Below are 17,388 nucleotides of genomic sequence, written 5' to 3' on the forward strand. Positions count from 1 at the left end.
GACTGCCTCACACGGCGGTGACGGTGGGCTCGGGGGCGGCGGAGGCCTTCACGGCGGGGGCGTTCCGCGTCAGGGGGGCGCGCAGGGCGAGGGTGGCGGCGACCGGCGAGAACAGGGCGACGGAGGCGCACAGCAGCCAGGTGCCGGTCACGCCCAGGGGCGCCGAGAGCGAACTGAAGACGGCCAGGGACAGGGGCGCGGCCCCGATGCTGGACAGCGAGAACGTGGACATCGCGGCGCCCAGCTTCCCCTCGGGCACGGCCTGTTGGTACGCGGTGACCAGGGCGGGTCCGTTGAGCCCCGAGAAGACGCCGACCGCGCACGCCGTGACCGCGAGGACGGCCGGCGAGGGCACCAGGGCCATGCAGCCCATGCCCACGGCGAGCCCGGTGCCGGTGACGACCAGCTTGACCGGGACCGGGATGCGGTGGGCGAGCGCGGCACCGGCCGCCGCCGACGCCAGGGCGCCCGCGCTGAACGCGGTCAGGGCCGCCGCGACCGAGCCGATGCCCCAGCCCTCACCGGACGCGCGCAGCGGGAGGGCCACCTCGGCCGGCCAGAGGAACGCGAAGTCCATGCAGAAGCAGGCGACGAACATCCAGCGCAGCCGGGGGTGACGGCCCAGCAGCGCCAGGCCGTCGCCGGAGCGCCGGAACAGCGACGTGCCCCCCGCGCCGGCACCGCGCTCCGGCCGGGCCATACCCCGGGTCACCTGGAACGCGCACACCAGCCACACGGCGCACCCGGCCGCCGAGACGAGCATGACCCCGGACAGGCTGCCCGCCACCACCAGCCAGGCACCCAGCGGTGATCCGGCCATCGGGGCCAGCCGCATCACCATGGAGAACAGGGAGTTGGCGCGGCCCAGGTGCTCCTGAGGGGCCAGCCGGGTCAGCAGGACCCCCGACGCCGGGCCGGTCAGGCCGAGCAGTGAGCCCTCGACCACGGCGACGGCGATCAGCGGCCAGATGCTGTGGGCGCCCGCGGTGACCAGGGCACCGATCACCAGCACGACGAGCCGCGTTGCGGTGGCCCTCAGGACGACCGCGCGCGGGCCGAGGGCGTCGGCGAGGGCGCCGCCGAACAGCAGCATCAGGGCGCGCGGCAGCGTGGAGGCGAGGATGACGAGCGTCACCGCGGACCGGCCGCCGAGCTGAACGGCCGTCCAGTTCATGGCGATGATCAGCGCGAAGCTGCCGCACTGCACGGCCGCCTGGCCGGTGACGAAGCTGCCGATGCGCCGCCAGTCGGGCGCGGGGCCCGCCTCGGACGGCGGGGCGGTGGGATTCGTTGTCATGGGTTCGGCTTCCTGGGTCGGCTTTCCGGGGCGAGGTTCTGGAGTTGGCGTTCTGGGGTCGGCTTCGTGCGGAGTGCGGAGTGCGGAGTGCGGAGTGCGGAGTGCGGGGCGTGTGGCGGGGTGCGCGGCGCGTGGTGCGCGTCGTTTCAGCGGTGCGTGACGCGGACGTCGACGCCGGTGTCGTCGCCGCGCAGCGTCGCCGCGACGGCCAGCGCGGCGGCCCGGCCCGCGGCGCGCCGCAGGGCCCGTCGGTCGCGGCCGGCACGGGTGCGCCCGGGGGTGCGGAGTTCCAGGCGGCCGCCGAGATAGCCCCGGCCCGCCTCGGCCAGGGCGCGCTGGGCGGCGAGCCGGGCCGCGTCAGCCACGGGGTCCCGGCCGTCCTCGCCGCGTACACCGTGACCGACGGCCCCGACCGTGACGCCGGGGGCCTCCCGCAGCACGAACCGGGCCCGTACGGTGCGATGGCGGCCGGTGACGCGGTGCGGCTGCCGTGACGGGGCGGGCCGGTCGCCGGGGGCCCGCCGCGCCCCGGACGCCGCGCGCCCGGTCACGGCGTCGCTCCGGCGGACGCGGGGTCGGCGGGCAGCGGTGCTCCGGCGCCGAAGGGGGCGCCGTCCGGCCACCAGAGGTCCTCGGGGCTCAGCGCGCCGACCTCGTACTTGCCCAACGCGCTCACGAGCAGGCGCAGTTCGAGTGCGATGCTCTCGACGAGGCGTACCAGGCCGTGGTCCGGGTCCTCGTCCACGGCGACCAGCGCGGCGCGGCCGAGCCCGACGGCCGTGGCGCCCAGGGCGAGGGCGCGCAGGGCACGTCCGCCCTCCCACATCCCGCCGCTCGCGAGCAGGCAGCCCCCGGGCGGCCCGATCCGGCGCAGGCACTCCGCGAGCGGGAGGCCGACCTGGTCCAGGAAGACACGGGGCGCCCAGCCGGTGCCGCCCTCCGCGCCGTCCACGGTGACGGCGTCCGCCCCGGCCGCCCAGGCGGTGCGGGCGGCGTGCGCGATGTCGCGGCCCGGGTGGAACTTCACCCACGTACGGGCCTTGGGGAAGTTGTTCCGCATGAAGCGCAGCTGCTGGCGCAGGATCTCGTCGGTGAAGGTGCCCGGCGTGGCGCAGCGCAGCCGGCGTCCGTCGTCCGCGCCGAACGGGTCGGTGACCGTGAAGCGGTCCGCCAGCGCCTCCGCCTCCGCGCCCCCGACGACGGTCATGCCGCCGAGGCCCGGTTTGGCGCCCTGGCCGGTCTTCAACTCGAAGGCCAGGCGCCCCGATGCGAGCAGCGGCCGGGTGGCGGGGTCGCTGTAGAGGAGGTTCCAGACCTCCGAGTCGGCGTCCTCGGTGGACTGCTGGACGACGATCCCGCCGACCCCCTCGGGCGCCGCGTCGAGATACGCCTCGATGCGCGCGAGGAGCGCGGAGCGGGCGGCGTCCCCGCCGCGCCGGTAGCCGTGCACGGGGACCATGTTCTCGCCGATGACCATGGGGATGCCGAGGCGGCCGGCCTGCCGGGACGCCTGCACGGCCAGGTCGCCGCTGCCCGCCCGGGTCGATCCGAAGGCGGACAGGTAGAGCGGCAGCGCGGCGGTGAACCCGCCAGTGCGTGCGCCCAGTTCGACGTCCCCGAACTCCGGCTCGCGGGCGAGGTCGATCAGCTTCTCCAGCCGCTCCGGCATGAAGACGGGCGGCACGATCCTGGCCCGGTCGAGCGCGTCCGTACCGGCCTCGCTTGCGGGGCCGAAGAGCTCTCCACCGTACGAGCCGGGGTCGGGGAACACCTCGGCGGTGCCGCGCCGGGCGCGGGCGCGGATCGCGCGCTCGGGGAGGCCGGGGGCGGCGAGGGCGCTCACGGGGCCACCACCCCGGGGAGCTTCGGGTAGGCGCTGACCTGCCACAGCGCGTCGAGGCCGGTGAGGAAGCGGACGAGGCGCTGAAGGCCCATCCCGAAGCCCGCGCTGCCCGGGATGCCCTCCCGGGCCTCCTTGAGGTACCAGGCGTACTTGGCGGGGTTCTCGCCGCTCTCCCGCATCCGGGTGACGATGGTGGCGTAGTCCGACTCGCGCTCGCTGCCCGAGACCAGCTCGCCGTAGCCGTGCGGCGCGATCAGGTCGAAGTTCCGCAGCACCCCCGGGCGTTCCGGGTCCTCCCGGTCGTAGAAGCCGCGCGAGCCCTTCGGATAGTCGTTGATGAAGAACGGCCGGTCGCTCTCCAGGGAGAGGAGCCGTTCGCCGGTCCAGTCGATCTCGCTGTCCGGGCTCTGCGGGTGACCAGTCGTCAGGAGCCGTGCCACGGCCTCCTGATGGGTGCACACGTCGTACTTGCCGCTGCGGACGTCCGCGAAGTCGGCCTCCTGGCGGCCCAGTTCGGCGAGCACATCCGGCACGGCGGTCCATACGTGCTCGGCGACGTGGGTGAGGAGCCCGGCGGCGACCTCCTGCGCGTCCTCGCGGCTCGCCCCGGCGATCTCCACGTCGATCTGGTGGAACTCGACCAGATGGCGGCCCGTGGTGGCGGTCTCCTCCGGCTCCACGCGGACGTTGGGCGCGATGTAGAACAGCTTCGGGAAGCCGTGCAGCGACGCCTGCTTGTACAGGATCGCGCTGGTCATCAGCTTGTACGGGCGCCCGTAGTAGTCGACGTCCAGTGCCTTGGCCCCGCGCCCGCCCGGGTCGGTGACGGGTCCCACGAGCGGGGGCAGCAGCTCCGTGAAGCCCGACCCCCGCAGGAAGTCGCGGGCCGCCCACAGCGCTTCCTGCTGGACGAGCATGGCGGCGCGCAGCTGCGGGGAGCGCAGGTGCTCACCGAGCGGGGGCGGCAGGGCGGGTCCTGCGGCCTGCGGGGCGTGGTCCATGACGGGCTCCTCTTCGTGGCGGTGGTGAGGGGTGTCGGTGCGGGGTCGGTACGAGGGCACGGGGTCGGCCGGCGGCCGGTCGTAGCGGTCGGCCATGTGGTTCAGGGCGGTGAGCAGGCCGTTGGAGGTCAGCGGCGCCAGGTCGGCCGGGGCGTCGGGGCGGATCGGCATCGCGCCGGTGTCCGACCAGCGCAGCCTCCCGTCCGCGCCGATCACGCTGCGGGAGCGGCCCGCGTTGTCGGGGTGGAGGCAGAACGGCACGTCGAGCAGGCCGCGTTCGAAGGCGGCGGGCAGCGCGCGGGCCAGGTCGGGGTGCAGACCGAGCACGGCCTCCACCAGGGCCCGGGCCTCCGTGTAGACCTCGGAGTCGTCCCGGCCCACGGGCAGCGGGGGACCGGCGAGTGCGGCGGCCGCGGCGGCGGTCTCCAGGGCGCGGACGTTCTCCGCGACGGTCGGGATACGCCGGGACTCGGCGGTCGTCTTCACGAGGATCCGGTCCGCCCCGGCCCGCACCGCGAGCCGCGCCGACGCCTCCAGCAGCCTGGTCGCCCCGCGCTCGGTGCGCGGGTAGACGCCCATGTAGGTGTAGAGGACGACGTGGTGGTCGACGCCCGCCGGCAGCAGCTCGCCGGCCAGGCGGCGCAGGGCCCGTATCGCCTCCTCGTCCTGGCCCGGGTCCGTCTGCTGCGCGTAGCTCAAGGAGACGCTGCGCACCCCGTGCTGGGCGAAGAACAGGCATTCCAGCACGCTCATCGCGACCAGCAGCCCGGGCGGGCAGAGCTGGCCGAGCAGGCAGCCGCCGAAGCTTTCGAGGTGCGGCACGGAACCGGGGCGGGCGTGCCCCGCGAGGAGTTCGCACCCCTCGGCCCAGGCGGCGACGGACTCGCGCAGCGGGGTGCGGCCGTACGGCAGGCAGTAGGAGACGGGCCCGCCCTCGGTCGCGTCGAGCCCCGCGGCGAGCAGGGCCCGGACGATGGCCTGCGGGCGGGCGGAGCCGTGGCGGACCTGGACCGGGAACCCGTCGTCGTGCACCCCGTCGAGCAGGGCCCGGGTGACGGCGAGCGGGTGCGTGGCGATCGGGTAGCCGTTGAGCCCGGCCCCCTCGGCGAGCGCGGCACCGGCGCCCGCGAGGTCGCCGACGCGGGTGTAGCTGTCGATGGTGAGCGTCCCGACGGTCGTGGCCGTGGCGGCCCGGGTCCGCTCCAGCCCCGTACGCATGGCGGCCGGGTCGCCGAACCCCATGCGGGGCTGGACCACCAGCCGTCCGGCGGACGCGGAGGCCGCGACGAACGCGCCGAACGGGCGCGGCGCGGTGGCGGTCATGCCCCCACCCGCGCGGGCGCCGCGAGGAACGCGCACAGGGCGTCCAGGTCGGCGGCCCCGTCCCCGAGGACGGCGTCGCAGCCCGCCGCGCGCAGCCGGGCCGCCTCGTCCTCCCGGGAGTGGCCGGCCGTGCCCAGCTTGCCGCCGACGGCCACCGGCAGGGCGCCGAGCCCCGGTTCGGCCCGCAGCGCGCGCACGGCGGCGAGCGCGTCCCGGTAGCCGTGGCCGTTGACGCTGCTGAGCACGACCGCGTCGGGGGCATGCCGGCGACAGGCGGCCGTGAGCAGACGGGGACTCACGCAGGGGCCCAGCGCGACGACGGCGTGCCCCCGCTCCTCCAGGAACAGCCCGAGATACACGAGGTTCCAGGTATGGGAGTCCGAAGCGGTTCCGCTCAGGAGTATCTTCATGCCTCGATATTATTTTTCCGGACCCCTCCCAGGCGGAAGTAGAGGCGGAAGTCGAGCGGCAGTAACGGGCGGCAGTTTCCCGTTTCCGGGTTTTCCGGGAAAAGGGGCCGGCGGGCATGCGGAAATGCCGTGCCCCCGCACGAGCTGCGGGGGCACGGCAGGGGCGCTGCGGCCGGTCAGGCGTACTGGGCGACCAGGCTGCGGGGGCGGATGTCGGTCCAGTGCGCGGTGATGTACTCCAGGGCCTCGGAGCGGTTACCGGGCCCCCAGACACCTTCCCAGCCTGCCGGGATGTCGGCGAAGGCCGGCCACAGGGAGTGCTGTCCCTCGTCGTTCACCACGACGTGGAAGGAGCCCTCGGCGTCGTCGAAGGGGTTCGCGATGTCGCTCATGAATAACTCCTCGTTTCGTTTTCCCGCAGGCTGTTTTCCTGCAGTGCAGAGATTTTCTCCGCGATGACTTTTCCGATGTGTGCGAGCGGTTCTTCCTCGGCCATCCGGAGATGCGTGGAATTCACGGTGTGGTTCTCGACCCGGCCCGTCAGATAAGCATTCCAGGTGGCGGCCAGTGCGCCTTCCGGTTCGCCGGGCCTGCGGGCGGTGAAGAACACCGCGCCGGTGTCCGCGACCTCGGGCACGTGCCGCGCCATGAGGGCCGCATGGGTCTCGGAGGCCCGCTGCACCGCCCGGATCTCCTCGGCGCTGAAGCCTTCGAGCACCGGGTCCGCCGCCTCCGGCAGCGCGTCCTCGTCGGGCGCCGCATCCGGCTCCCGCGCCGGCAGCACGGACACGCTGCCCGGCCCGGTCTGGTGGACATCCATCAGCGCGAGCAGTTCGACGCGCTGACCGGCCGCGCGGAGCCGGACGGCCATGGTGTGGGCGACGATCCCGCCGAAGGACCAGCCGAGCAGCCGGTACGGGCCCCAGGGCTGGACCTGCCGGACGCGTTCCAGGTAGTCGTCGGCCATCTCCTCGACGGAGCGCGGGAGATGGCCCGGCTCGCTCAGCGCGCGGGCCTGGAGGGCGTACAGCGGCTGGTCCTCCCCGAGGTGCCGGGCCAGGCCCGCGTACGACCAGCCGACCCCGGTCCCCGGGTGTACGCAGAACAGCGGGCGCCGGGTGCCCCGGGTGTTCAGCGGCAGCAGGACGCCCATCGCACCGGCCGTGCCGTCCGGGTCCTGCGCACCGAGCAGCCCGGCCGGGGTCGGGGCGCGGAACAGATCGCGGACCGTCCGGTCGATGCCGAGGACCGAGCGCACCCGGCTCACCAGGCGCACACCGAGCAGCGAATGCCCGCCCAGCGTGAAGAAGTTGTCGTCCAGACCGACCCGGGGCGCGCCCAGGATCTCGGCGAACAGCCCGCACAGCACCTCCTCCCTGGCGTTGCGCGGCGCCCGGTACCCGACGGCGGTCCGGTCCGGCGCGGGCAGCGCCCGGCGGTCCGGCTTCCCGTTCACGGTCAGCGGCACGGCGTCCAGGACGACGACCGCCGACGGCACCAGATGGGCGGGCAGCGCGGTACGGGCCAGGGCGAGGACGTCCGCCCCGGCGACCTCGGACCCGGCGCGCGGCACCACGTACCCGACGAGGGTCCGCTCGCCCGGCCGGTCCTCGCGCACGACGGCGAGGGCCTGGCCGACCGAGGGGTGCGCGGCGAGCGCGTGCTCCACCTCGCCCGGCTCGATCCGCACCCCGCGCAGCTTGACCTGGCCGTCCGCCCGCCCCAGGAACCGCAGTTCGCCCTCCGGCGTCCAGACGACCCGGTCACCGGTGCGGTACATCCGGCTGCCGTCCGCCTCGAACGGGTCGGGGACGAACCGCTCGGCGGTCAGGTCCGGGCGGCCGGTGTACCCGCGCGCCACATGCGTACCGGCGATGTACAGCTCACCGGGCACCCCCGGCGGCACCGGCCGCAGCGCCGCGTCCAGAACGTGGCTGCGGGTGTTGTCCATGGGCCGGCCCAGATGCAGCCCGGCCGCGCCGAGCGAGCCCCGGCCGCCGGTGAGCCACTGGTTGTGCGAGGCGAACGTCGTCTCGGTGGGGCCGTAGGAGTGGACGAGGGCGGTGTCCGGGCAGTGCGTCAGGACCCGTTGCACGGCGGTGGGCGAGGCGACGTCGCCGCCCGTCCACACCTCGCGCAGCAGCCGCAGCGTGTCCAGCGCCTCATCGGCCATCACATGGAACAGGCCGACGGTGAAGTAGGCGACGGTGACGCCGTGTTCGCGGACGGCGCGGGCGGTCTCCGCGAGGTCGGTGCCGTCGCCGCGCATGACGACCAGGCTGCCGCCGTTGAGGAGCGGCACCCACATCTCGAACACCGAGGCGTCGAAACCGGTCGCGGAGTGGACCAGCATCCGGTGGGGACCGCCGGCGGTGGTGTCGCGGTCCGCGGCCAGCTCCGTCACATTGCGGTGGGTGACGCCGACGCCCTTCGGGCGGCCGGTGGACCCGGACGTGAACATCACGTACATCAGGTCGTCCCCGTCGACCGCCACGGCCTCGCGGTCCGCAGGCGGGGTGCCCTCGGCGGGCGCGTCGGTCAGGAGGACCGGTACGGAGACCTCCTCCGGCACCACGGCCGCCTGCCCGGTGTCCGTCGCGATCAGGCGCACATCCGCGTCCTGGACCATCAGCGCGATCCGCGCCCCGGGCAGGGCCGGGTCCAACGGTACGTACGCGGCACCGCACTTGAGGGCGGCGAGCGCGGTCACCACCAGCGGGACACCGCGTTCCAGCAGGACCCCGACGGTGTCGCCCCTGCGCACCCCGGCCGCGAACAGCCGGGCGGCCAGCGCGTCGGCCCGGGCGTCGAGCTCGGCGTAACCGACGGTCTCCGCGTCGGTGATCAGCGCGGGCGCCTCCGGCGTGAGCGAGGCCCGGCGGGCGATGACCTCGTGGACGGGGGCCCGGTCGCGGGTCGCGGTGGCCGTGTCGTTGTACTCCGCGACCAGCCGGAACCGCTCGGCCTCGGTGAGCAGGCCCACCGCCCCGATCCGTACCCCCGGATCGGCGGCGACGGTGCGCAGCAGACGCCCGATGTGGGCGGCGATCAGGTCGGCGGTGGCGGCGTCGAACAGGTCGGTGGCGTATTCGAGCCCACCCGCCAGACCGGCCGGCCGCCCCGCCTCGTCCTTCCGCTCCCACAGGGCGAGGGTGAGGTCGAACTTGGTGGACAGCGTTTCCAGCGGCGCCGGTTCGGCCCGGAGCAGCGGCCCCTCGGAGCGGTCGGCCGTGTAGTCGTGGTGCAGCTGGACGACGAACTGGGCCAGCGGGTGGTGGGCGGTGGAGCGGGCCGGGTTGAGGTGTTCCACGATCCGGTCGAAGGGAAGCCGCTGATGTGCGTAGGCCGCGAGATCCGTGTCGCGCACCCGCCCCAGCAGCTCGCCGAACTCCGGGTCACCCGACGTGTCGGTGCGCAGGACCAGCGTGTTGACGAAGAAGCCGACCAGATCGCTCAGCGCCTCGTCGTCGCGCCCGGCCGTCATGGTGGCCAGCGGCAGATCGGTGCCTGCCCCGTGCCGGGTGAGGACGGCGGCGAGCGCGGCCTGCAGCACCATGAAGAGCGTCGCGCCGTGGCGCCGGGCCAGCTCCTCCAGGGCCTCGTGCGTGGCCGCGTCGACGGCGAGCGGCGCGTGGCCGCCCCGGTGGGTGGCCTCGGCGGGGCGGGGCTTGGCGGCGGGCAGTTCGAGGACGGGCGGCGCCCCGGCGAGGGCGCGTTCCCAGAAGGCGAGATGGTCATGCGCCGCCGGTCCGTCGAGAAGTTCCTGCTGCCAGAGCGTGTAGTCGGCGTACTGGACGGGAAGCGGCGCCCAGTCCGGTGCGTGGCCCTCGGCGCGGGCGGCGTAGGCGGCGCCCAGGTCCGCGAGCAGCGGCCCCGTCGACCAGCCGTCGGCCGCGATGTGGTGGACGAGCACGACGAGCACCTGACCGCCGCCGTCGTCCGGGGTGAGCAGGGCGGCCCGCAGCGGGAGTTCCCCGGCGAGGTCGAAGACATGCCCGGCCGCCGAGGCGACCGCCGCCCGGAACCGCCCGGCCGGCACCGTCCGTACGTCGAGCACGGGCCGGGCGTCCGCCACGATCGCCTGGTACGGCTCCCCGTCCACCGACGGATAGCGGGTCCGCAGCACCTCGTGGCGCTCCACCAGATCGGCCAGGGCACGGCCGAGGACCTCGGCGTCCAGCGGCTCCGCCGGACGCAGCACCAGCGGGATGTTGTACGAGGCGCTGGGACCTTCCAGCGCGTCGATGAACCAGAGCCGGTGCTGCGCCCGGGACAGCGGCAGGCGCTCCGGCCGCTCCGTGCGGCGGACCAGCGCGGGCCCCTCGTCGCCGGTGGCCCGGTGTTCCGCGATGCGGCGGGCCAGGGCGGCCGGGGTCGGGGCGAGCAGCAGGTCCCGGACGTGGACGTCGACGCCCAGGCGGGCCCTGATCCGGTTGGCGAGCCGCACCCCGCTCATCGAGTGGCCGCCGATGGTGAAGAACCCCTCGTCCGGGCCGACCTCGTCCAGCCCCAGGATCTCCGCGAACATCTCCCGCAGGGTGTCCAGGTGTTCCGCGTCCGGTGCGCCGCCCGCCCGGGCCGCCTCGGCGTCGGCGGCCTGCCGGGCGGCGAGGGCCGCGACGCGCTCACGGCGGCCGGCGAGGGCCAGGCGCTCCTCGTCGCCCAGCAGCCCGGAGTCGGCGACGGGCGCCCCGGGCCGCTCGGCAGCCGTACGCAGGGCGCGTTCCAGGGCGCCCAGGAGGAGGCGGGCGGTGTCCTCGTCGAGGACGTCACGCGCGTACTCCAGGCCGAGTTCGAGCCCGGCGGGGGAGCCGTCGGAGGTGCGGTGCTCCACGCAGGCGGCGGTCAGGTCGAACTTGGTGGTCGCGGGGCCCTCCGCCCGGAAGCGGCCGGTGAGCGCGCCGAACGCGAAGGGGGCGTCGTCCGGGGCGGCCGTGCGCAGGGTGAGCATCGTCTGGAAGAGCGGGTGCACCCCGGGCGTGCGCGGCGGGTTCAGATGCTCCACCAGCAGGTCGAAGGGGAGGCCCTGGTGCTCGTAGGCGGCGAGGTCCGTGTCGCGTACCCGCTCCAGCAACTCGGCGAACGCCGGGTCACCCGAGGTGTCGGTCGGCAGGACCAGCGTGTTGACGAAGAAGCCGACGAGCGCGCCCAGCGCCTCGTCGTCCCGCCCCGCCACCGGCGTCCCCACGGCCACCCGCTCCCCGCAGCCCGCCGCCCGCAGCGCGAGGGCCAGCGCGGCCTGGATCACCATCAGCATGCTCGCGCCGTGCGCGTCGGCCAGCCCGGCGAGCCGGGCGTGCGCGGCCGGATCGAGGCGCGTGGCGACCACGCCGCCCCGGTGGTCCGGCACCGCCGGGCGCGGCCGGTCCAGCGGCAGATCGGTCACGGCCGGCAGCCCGTCCAGCGCGGCGCGCCAGTGGGCGAGCCCGCGCGCGACGGCGGAGTCCGGGTCGTCAGCCGTACCGAGGACGTCGTGCTGCCACAGGGTGTAGTCGGCGTACTGGACGGGAAGGGGCTCCTGCTCCGGCGCCCGCCCCTGTGCACGGGCGGTGTACGCGGCGGCCAGGTCGTTCATCAGCGGCGCCAGCGACCAGCCGTCGCCCGCCACATGGTGCAGCAGCACCGCCAGCACCGCCTCCGGACCCTCGTCCCCCTCGGGCACGAACAGCGCCACCCGCAGCGGCAGTTCCCGCGCCAGGTCGAACGTCTCGGACACGAAGTCCTGGACCCGATCCCGCAGTTCACCGGCCGGGCACTCGACCGTACGCGCCCGCACCGCCGACGCGGCCAGCACATGCTGGTACGGCTCGTCCTCCGGGGCCAGGAACACGGTCCGCAGCACCTCGTGCCGCTCGGCGAGATCCGCGACGGCGGCGGCCAGCGCCGCCCGGTCGGGCACCCCGTCCAGCTCCAGCACGATCGGCATGTTGTACGCGCAGGACGGCCCGTCCAGCTGATCCAGCAGCCACAGCCGGCGCTGCGCGTGCGACAGCGGCACCCGGTCCTCGGCGGGCAACGGCTCCTCGTGGACGACCGAAAGACGGGGGTCCGTGGTCCGCAGCACCTTGCGGTTGATCTTCCCCGAGCTGGTACGGGGCAGCGCGGCGACGATACCGACGGCGGCGGGCACGGCGGCGGCGGGCATCCGCTCGCGCACCAGGCCGCGCAGTTCCTCGGCCCCCACCCCGCCCTCGGTGACGACGAACGCGACGAGCCGCTTGACCCCGTCCGCGTCCTGCTGGGCGACGACGGCGGCCTCCCGGACCTTCGGGTGCGAGGACAGGACCGAGTCGACGGCGGCGGGGTCGATGCGCTGCCCGCCGATCTTCACCTCGTCGTCCAGCCGCCCGTGGTACAGGATCTGCCGGTCCTCGCCGATCGTGACGAGGTCCCCGGTGCGGTAGGCGCGCTCCCCGTCCAGCTCGGTGAACCGGCGGGCGTTCAGCTCCGGGTTGCTCAGATAGCCGTACGACAAGCCACCGCCGAGCAGCCACAGTTCACCGCCGACGACGGCCGCCCGGACCCCAGGCAGCGGCCGGCCGATCGGCACCGGACCGTCCCCGTGGCGGGTCAGGTCGGCGACCGTCGCGACCACCGTGGTCTCCGTGGGGCCGTACGCGTTCAGCAGCCGCGTCCGCTCTCCGGTCAGCTCCCGCCACTGGGCGACCCGCTCCGGAAGCGCCGCCTCCCCATAGATGATGACCGTGTCCAGGCAGCCGGGCAGGCCCACCGCACCGGTGCTGAGGACATGGACCAGCTCGTGCCAGTACGCGGCCGGCAGGTCGAGCACCGTGATCCCGTGCCGCGCGCAGCCGGCGAGCAGGTCGCGTACGTCCAGCATGTCGTCCGTCCGCAGCACCAGCGTCCCGCCGGCCCCGAGGGTCGCGAACACCTCCTGCACGCTGGCGTCGAAGTGCAGCGGCGAGAACTGAAGGACCCGCGAGTCGGGCCCGATGCCGTACGCGGGGACGGCGCCCGCGATGAAGTGCGCGAGCGAATCGTGGGCGACGACCACGCCGTTGGGGGTGCCCGTGGAGCCGGAGGTGTAGATCACGTACGCGGCACCGGCCGGTGCGCCCGGGCCGGGCAGGACCAGTTCACCGGCGACGGCCACCTCGGCGGGCGTCGGCGCCAGGTCGCCGCAGCTGTCCTGGAGGATGGCCGCGTTCCGCGCGTCGGGGGCATGGATGTCGAGGGGCAGGTAGGCGGCGCCGGTGGTGAGCACGGCGAGGAGGCCGACGATCGCGTCGATCCCGCGCGGGCGGTGGAGGGCGACGAGGCGGCCGGGGGCGGCGCCCTCGGCGGAGAGGGTCAGGGCCCGTTCCCGTACGGCGTCCGCGAGTTCCGCGTACGTCAGCCGGGCGGTGTCGTGGACCAGGGCGACCGCATCGGGGCGGGTCTGCGCCTGGTGGGCGATGAGGTCGAGCACCGGCGGGGCGGGCGAGGGAGAGGGGCCGCCGTCGAGCAGGTCGTCCGTTCTGATGGGGGGCATCCTGGGGTTTCCTCCGTCTGGGGCGCCGAGAGACCGGGGCGAACGGTTCCTCTCGCCTCCGTGCCTTCACGCTAGGGGCCCCCGACCGCCTCTCTCGGCAGTCCGCCCGGCAGCTCCGGGCGGCAGAAACGGGGCTACGGAGCTGCCGCTCCGCACCCCCGTCCGCCCGCCCGGGTCACCCCCGCCGGGCACCCGCCCTGGTCCGGCGGCGCAGCGTCGGAGCGGCCACCGGACCGGCGTCCTCCGGCTCGATCGCGTCGGCCACGGCCCCGGCGAGCCGCCGGGAGAGGGTGGCCGCCGTCGGGTTGCGGAACACATCGCGCAAGGTCAGGTCCTGGCCGAACTCCTTCCGGATCCGGTTCAGCAGCCGCACCGCCAGCAGCGAGTGCCCGCCGGACTTGAAGAAGTTGTCGTCCGCCCCGAGCTCCCGCCCGCCCAGCACGTCCCGGAAGATCCCGAGCAGCCGCCGGTCCGTGCCCCCGCCGCCCGCCGGTGCGGCGGCCGGGCCCGCCGCGGCGTCCTCGGACAGCTCCGCCGGGTCCTCGCCCGGAGCGGGCAGCCAGGCCGTCCGCACCACCCGGGACGGGGCCAGATACTCGGGCAGCCGCTCGGCGGCCCAGGCGCGCAACGCGCTCTCGGCGGGCGGCGACCCCGGGGCGCAGGTGACGAAGACCAGCAGTCGCCCGTCGCGGACGAGGACCCGCGCCCCGGTCACCGCCGGATGACGGGTCAGCACACCCTCCACCTGGCCGGGCTCCACCGGATAGCCGTTCACGCGTTCGACGGCCACCGGCCGCAGCACCCCGTCCGCGCCCCGGTACGCCCGCCGCCCGGTGGCGCGCAGCCCACCGCCCGGCGCCGGCTCGTGCACCTCGCCCGGCACGCGGACCGGCACCTGGCGCCCCTGCGCGTCGAGGACCACCTCCGGGCCGCCCGGCGCGGGCTGCCCACCGCCCAGCGCGGAGAGCGGCGCCTCCGGGTCCGCCGCGCACGCGTCCAGCGTTTCGGCGAGGCGCCGGACCAGCAGCCGGGCCGTCTCCGCGTCGTACAGGGCCGTGACGTACTCCAGAGCGCCCCGCAGCCCGGCCCGCTCCCCGTCCGGGCCCACCGTCTCGGTGAGCGCGAACGTCAGGTCCGACTTGGCTCCCGCGCCCCGGAACGCCATCGGCTCGCCGTCCAGCGCGGACGGGGTCGCCGAGGCGTCGCCCGCGCCCGCCGCGTGCACCTGGAGCATCACCTGGACGAGCGGCGCGTGCGCGGATGAACGGTGCGGGCTCAGGTGCTCCACGAGCCGGTCGAACGGCAGATCCTGGTTGCTGTACGCCCCGAGGCCCCCGTCGCGGACCCGGCGCACCAGCTCGGTGAAGGCAGGGTCGCCCGAGGTGTCCGTACGCAGCACCAGGGTGTTCACGAAGAACCCGACGAGCGGGTGCAGCGCCTCGTCGCCCCGGCCCGCCACGGTGGTGCCGATGGCCAGGTCGTCACCGGCCCCGTGCCGGGTCAGCAGCGCGGCGAGCGCGGCCTGCACCACCATGAACAGGGTGACGCCGTTCTCCCGCGCACACCGCAGCAGCGCCCGGTGGGTCTCCGCGCCCACCTCGAACTGCGCGAGCGCGCCCCGCCCGTCCGGCTCCGGCCTGCGCGGCCGGTCGGTGGGCAGCGCGAGCAGCGGCGGCATCCCGTCGAGCGCGGTGCGCCAGTACGCCAGCTGCTCACCGGCCACCCCGTGCTCACCGTCCAGCAACTCGTGCTGCCACAGGGTGTAGTCGGCGTACTGGACGGGAAGCGGTCGCCACCCGGGCGCCCGGCCCGCGCACCTGGCCCGGTAGGCCCGGTCCAGGTCGGCGAGCAGGCAGCCGGTGGACCAGCCGTCCCCGGCGATGTGGTGCACCAGCAGCACCAGCACCTGGCCCCCGTCGGCCTCCTCCAGGAGCCACGCCCGGAACGGGATCTCCGCGGCGAGGTCGAACACGTACCCGGCGGCGGTGTCCACGGCCGCCCGCAGCTCCTCAGGACCGCCCGTCCGCACCACGTCGAGCACGGGTTCGGCGTGCGCCAGCACCTCCTGGTACGGCTCCCCGTCAGCCGACCGGTGCACCGTGCGCAGCACCTCGTGCCGCCGTACGACATCGGCGAGCGCGGCACGGAAGGCGGCGGGCTCGACCGGGCGGCGCAGCCGGGTCACCACCGGAATGTTGTAGGTCGCGCTCGGGCCCTCCAACTGGCCGACGAACCACAGTCGTTGCTGCGCGGCGGAGAGCGGGAGCCGCTTCGGCCTTGCCGCGGCCGGCACCGGGCGCAGCGGCGGCCGGACCGGCCCGTCGCCCTGTTCCGCGAGGCGCCGCAGCAGCCGGGCGGGCGTCGGCGCCAGGAACACGTCACGGATGGCGGCCTGGACGCCGAGCGCCTTGCGGATGCGGTTGGTGAGCTTCCCGGCCAGCAACGAGTGCCCGCCCAGCTTGAAGAAGCTGTCGTCCGGGCCGACGTCGTCCCGGCCCAGCACCTCCGCGAACAGGCCGCGAAGGATCTCCTCGCGGGGGTCGGCGGCGGCGGTGCGCCGGTCCTCGCCGTCACGCGGCTCGCCCTGGGTGGCGGCGGCCCGCTGTTCGGCCCGGGTCAGGGCCTCGTGACGGCGGTCGATGGCCTCGCGGTCCGAGGCGGTGAGCAGGCCGGTCCGGCTGAGGGGTGTGCCGGCCGGCTGTTCCGCGTAGGCGGTCAGCGCGCGGTGGAACAGGGTGAGGAGCAGGCGAGCCGTCTCCTCGTCGTACAGGTCGGTCGCGTACTGCAGGCCGAGCAGTACCCCGGCGGGATCGCCGTCGGGACCGTACGTCTCGGCACAGTTGAAGGTCAGGTCGAACTTGGCGGTGGCCAGGTCCGCGGCGTCGAGGGTGCCGGATACGGCCCCCAGGGTGCAGGTGGTGTCCTGCGCGGTCTGCGTGGTCAGCATGACCTGGAAGAAGGGGTGCAGGCCGAGGGACCGTTCCGGGTTGAGGTCCTCGACGAGCAGGTCGAACGGCAGGTCCTCGTGGGCCATGGCGGCCAGGTCCCGTTCCCGGACCCGGTCGAGCAGCGTGCCGAGGTCCGGGTCGTCGGACAGATCGGCGCGCAGGGCGAGCGAGTTGACGAAGAAGCCGACGAGGTCGTGCAGATCCTCCTCGGGCCGGCCCGCCACCGGTGTCCCCACCACCACGTCGGGCCCCGCCCCCGCCGCCTGCAAAGCGGCGCAGAGGGCGGCCCGGGCGGTCATGAAGAACGTCGCGCGGTGGGCGCGGGCGGTCGCGGCGAGCGCCTTGTGGGCGGCGGCGGAAAGGCGGGCGGTGACCAGCTCTCCCCGGTGGCTCGGCTCGGCGGGGCGCGGGCGGTCGGCGGGCAGCCGGGTCGCGGCCGGTGATCCCTCCAGAGCCGTACGCCAGTAGGCGAGTTGTTCGTGCGCCAGGCTGTCGGGATCGGCGGGTTCGCCGAGCATGTCCCGCTGCCACAGCGCGTAGTCCGCGTACTGCACGGGCAGGGGTTCCCACCCGGGTGCGCGGCCCTCGCACCGGGCCGCGTAAGCCCGGTCGAGGTCGGTGAGCAGGCAGCCGACGGACCATCCGTCGGTCGCGATGTGGTGAACGAGCAGCACCAGCACGGCACTTCCGTCGTGCGCTGTGAACAGCCGTGCCCGCAGGGGCAGATCGCTCGTCACGTCGAACGGCAGCCGCACGAAGGCGGTGACCAGCGCGTCCACGTCCTCGCCCGGCCCGCACTCCCGTACCTCCAGGCGCACGCCGGGATCGCCGACGACCTCCTGGTACGGCTCCCCGTCCACGGCCTTGTAGACCGTACGGAGCACTTCGTGGCGGTCCACCACGTCACGGACCGCCGCCTCCAGGGCGCCCGGGTCGGGCGCGGCCTCCAGGCGCAGCACGACGGGCGCGTTGTACGCGGCCGACGGGCCTTCGAGACGGTTCAGGAACCACAGCCGGTGCTGGGCGTACGAGAGGGGGATCACGGTTGCTGCTCCTCGGGAACGACGGGGGAGG

Annotated in this window: 8 protein-coding genes; all 8 read right to left on the reverse strand. The window is 75.0% G+C overall.

Features of this window, described 5'->3' with window-relative positions:
- Positions 1 to 7: 7 nt before the first annotated feature.
- The gene (locus OHS17_RS28020) at positions 8 to 1,297 is read right to left on the reverse strand and encodes an MFS transporter (protein WP_330314378.1); all 1,290 of its coding nucleotides are present in this window, start codon (positions 1,295 to 1,297) and stop codon (positions 8 to 10) included.
- Between the two features lie 146 nt (positions 1,298 to 1,443).
- Positions 1,444 to 1,848 (reverse strand): hypothetical protein, encoded by a 405-nt coding sequence (locus OHS17_RS28025; protein ID WP_330314379.1) that lies wholly within the window; start codon positions 1,846 to 1,848, stop codon positions 1,444 to 1,446.
- Positions 1,845 to 3,140, reverse strand: a complete 1,296-nt coding sequence (locus OHS17_RS28030; protein WP_330314380.1) for a glutamate synthase-related protein — start codon at positions 3,138 to 3,140, stop codon at positions 1,845 to 1,847. The genes OHS17_RS28025 and OHS17_RS28030 overlap by 4 nt, the downstream gene beginning before the upstream one ends.
- On the reverse strand, positions 3,137 to 5,464 hold the full coding sequence (locus OHS17_RS28035; RefSeq protein WP_330314381.1) for an amino acid--tRNA ligase-related protein: 2,328 nt from the start codon (positions 5,462 to 5,464) through the stop codon (positions 3,137 to 3,139). Before OHS17_RS28035 ends, OHS17_RS28030 begins: the two co-directional genes overlap by 4 nt.
- The gene (locus tag OHS17_RS28040) at positions 5,461 to 5,874 is read right to left on the reverse strand and encodes a cobalamin B12-binding domain-containing protein (RefSeq protein ID WP_330314382.1); all 414 of its coding nucleotides are present in this window, start codon (positions 5,872 to 5,874) and stop codon (positions 5,461 to 5,463) included. Before OHS17_RS28040 ends, OHS17_RS28035 begins: the two co-directional genes overlap by 4 nt.
- A gap of 176 nt (positions 5,875 to 6,050) precedes the next feature.
- A complete protein-coding gene (locus OHS17_RS28045; RefSeq protein WP_164399134.1) occupies positions 6,051 to 6,266 on the reverse strand; it encodes an MbtH family protein in 216 nt (71 codons plus the stop codon).
- Positions 6,263 to 13,366 carry an amino acid adenylation domain-containing protein gene (locus OHS17_RS28050; protein WP_330314383.1) on the reverse strand — a complete coding sequence of 2,368 codons (7,104 nt, stop codon included), beginning with the start codon at positions 13,364 to 13,366 and terminating at the stop codon, positions 6,263 to 6,265. Before OHS17_RS28050 ends, OHS17_RS28045 begins: the two co-directional genes overlap by 4 nt.
- 175 nt (positions 13,367 to 13,541) lie before the next feature.
- The gene (locus OHS17_RS28055) at positions 13,542 to 17,357 is read right to left on the reverse strand and encodes a condensation domain-containing protein (RefSeq protein WP_330314384.1); all 3,816 of its coding nucleotides are present in this window, start codon (positions 17,355 to 17,357) and stop codon (positions 13,542 to 13,544) included.
- Positions 17,358 to 17,388: the final 31 nt, after the last annotated feature.

Origin of the sequence: Streptomyces sp. NBC_00523 (assembly GCF_036346615.1) — a bacterium.
GTDB lineage: Bacteria > Actinomycetota > Actinomycetes > Streptomycetales > Streptomycetaceae > Streptomyces.

Excerpts from the sequence above, each read along its gene's own strand:
- OHS17_RS28020 (WP_330314378.1), bottom strand. The coding sequence starts at position 1,297 with ATGACAACGAATCCCACCGCCCCGCCGTCCGAGGCGGGCCCCGCGCCC.
- OHS17_RS28035 (WP_330314381.1), bottom strand. The coding sequence starts at position 5,464 with ATGACCGCCACCGCGCCGCGCCCGTTCGGCGCGTTCGTCGCGGCCTCC.
- OHS17_RS28040 (WP_330314382.1), bottom strand. The coding sequence starts at position 5,874 with ATGAAGATACTCCTGAGCGGAACCGCTTCGGACTCCCATACCTGGAAC.
- OHS17_RS28045 (WP_164399134.1), bottom strand. The coding sequence starts at position 6,266 with ATGAGCGACATCGCGAACCCCTTCGACGACGCCGAGGGCTCCTTCCAC.
- OHS17_RS28050 (WP_330314383.1), bottom strand. The coding sequence starts at position 13,366 with ATGCCCCCCATCAGAACGGACGACCTGCTCGACGGCGGCCCCTCTCCC.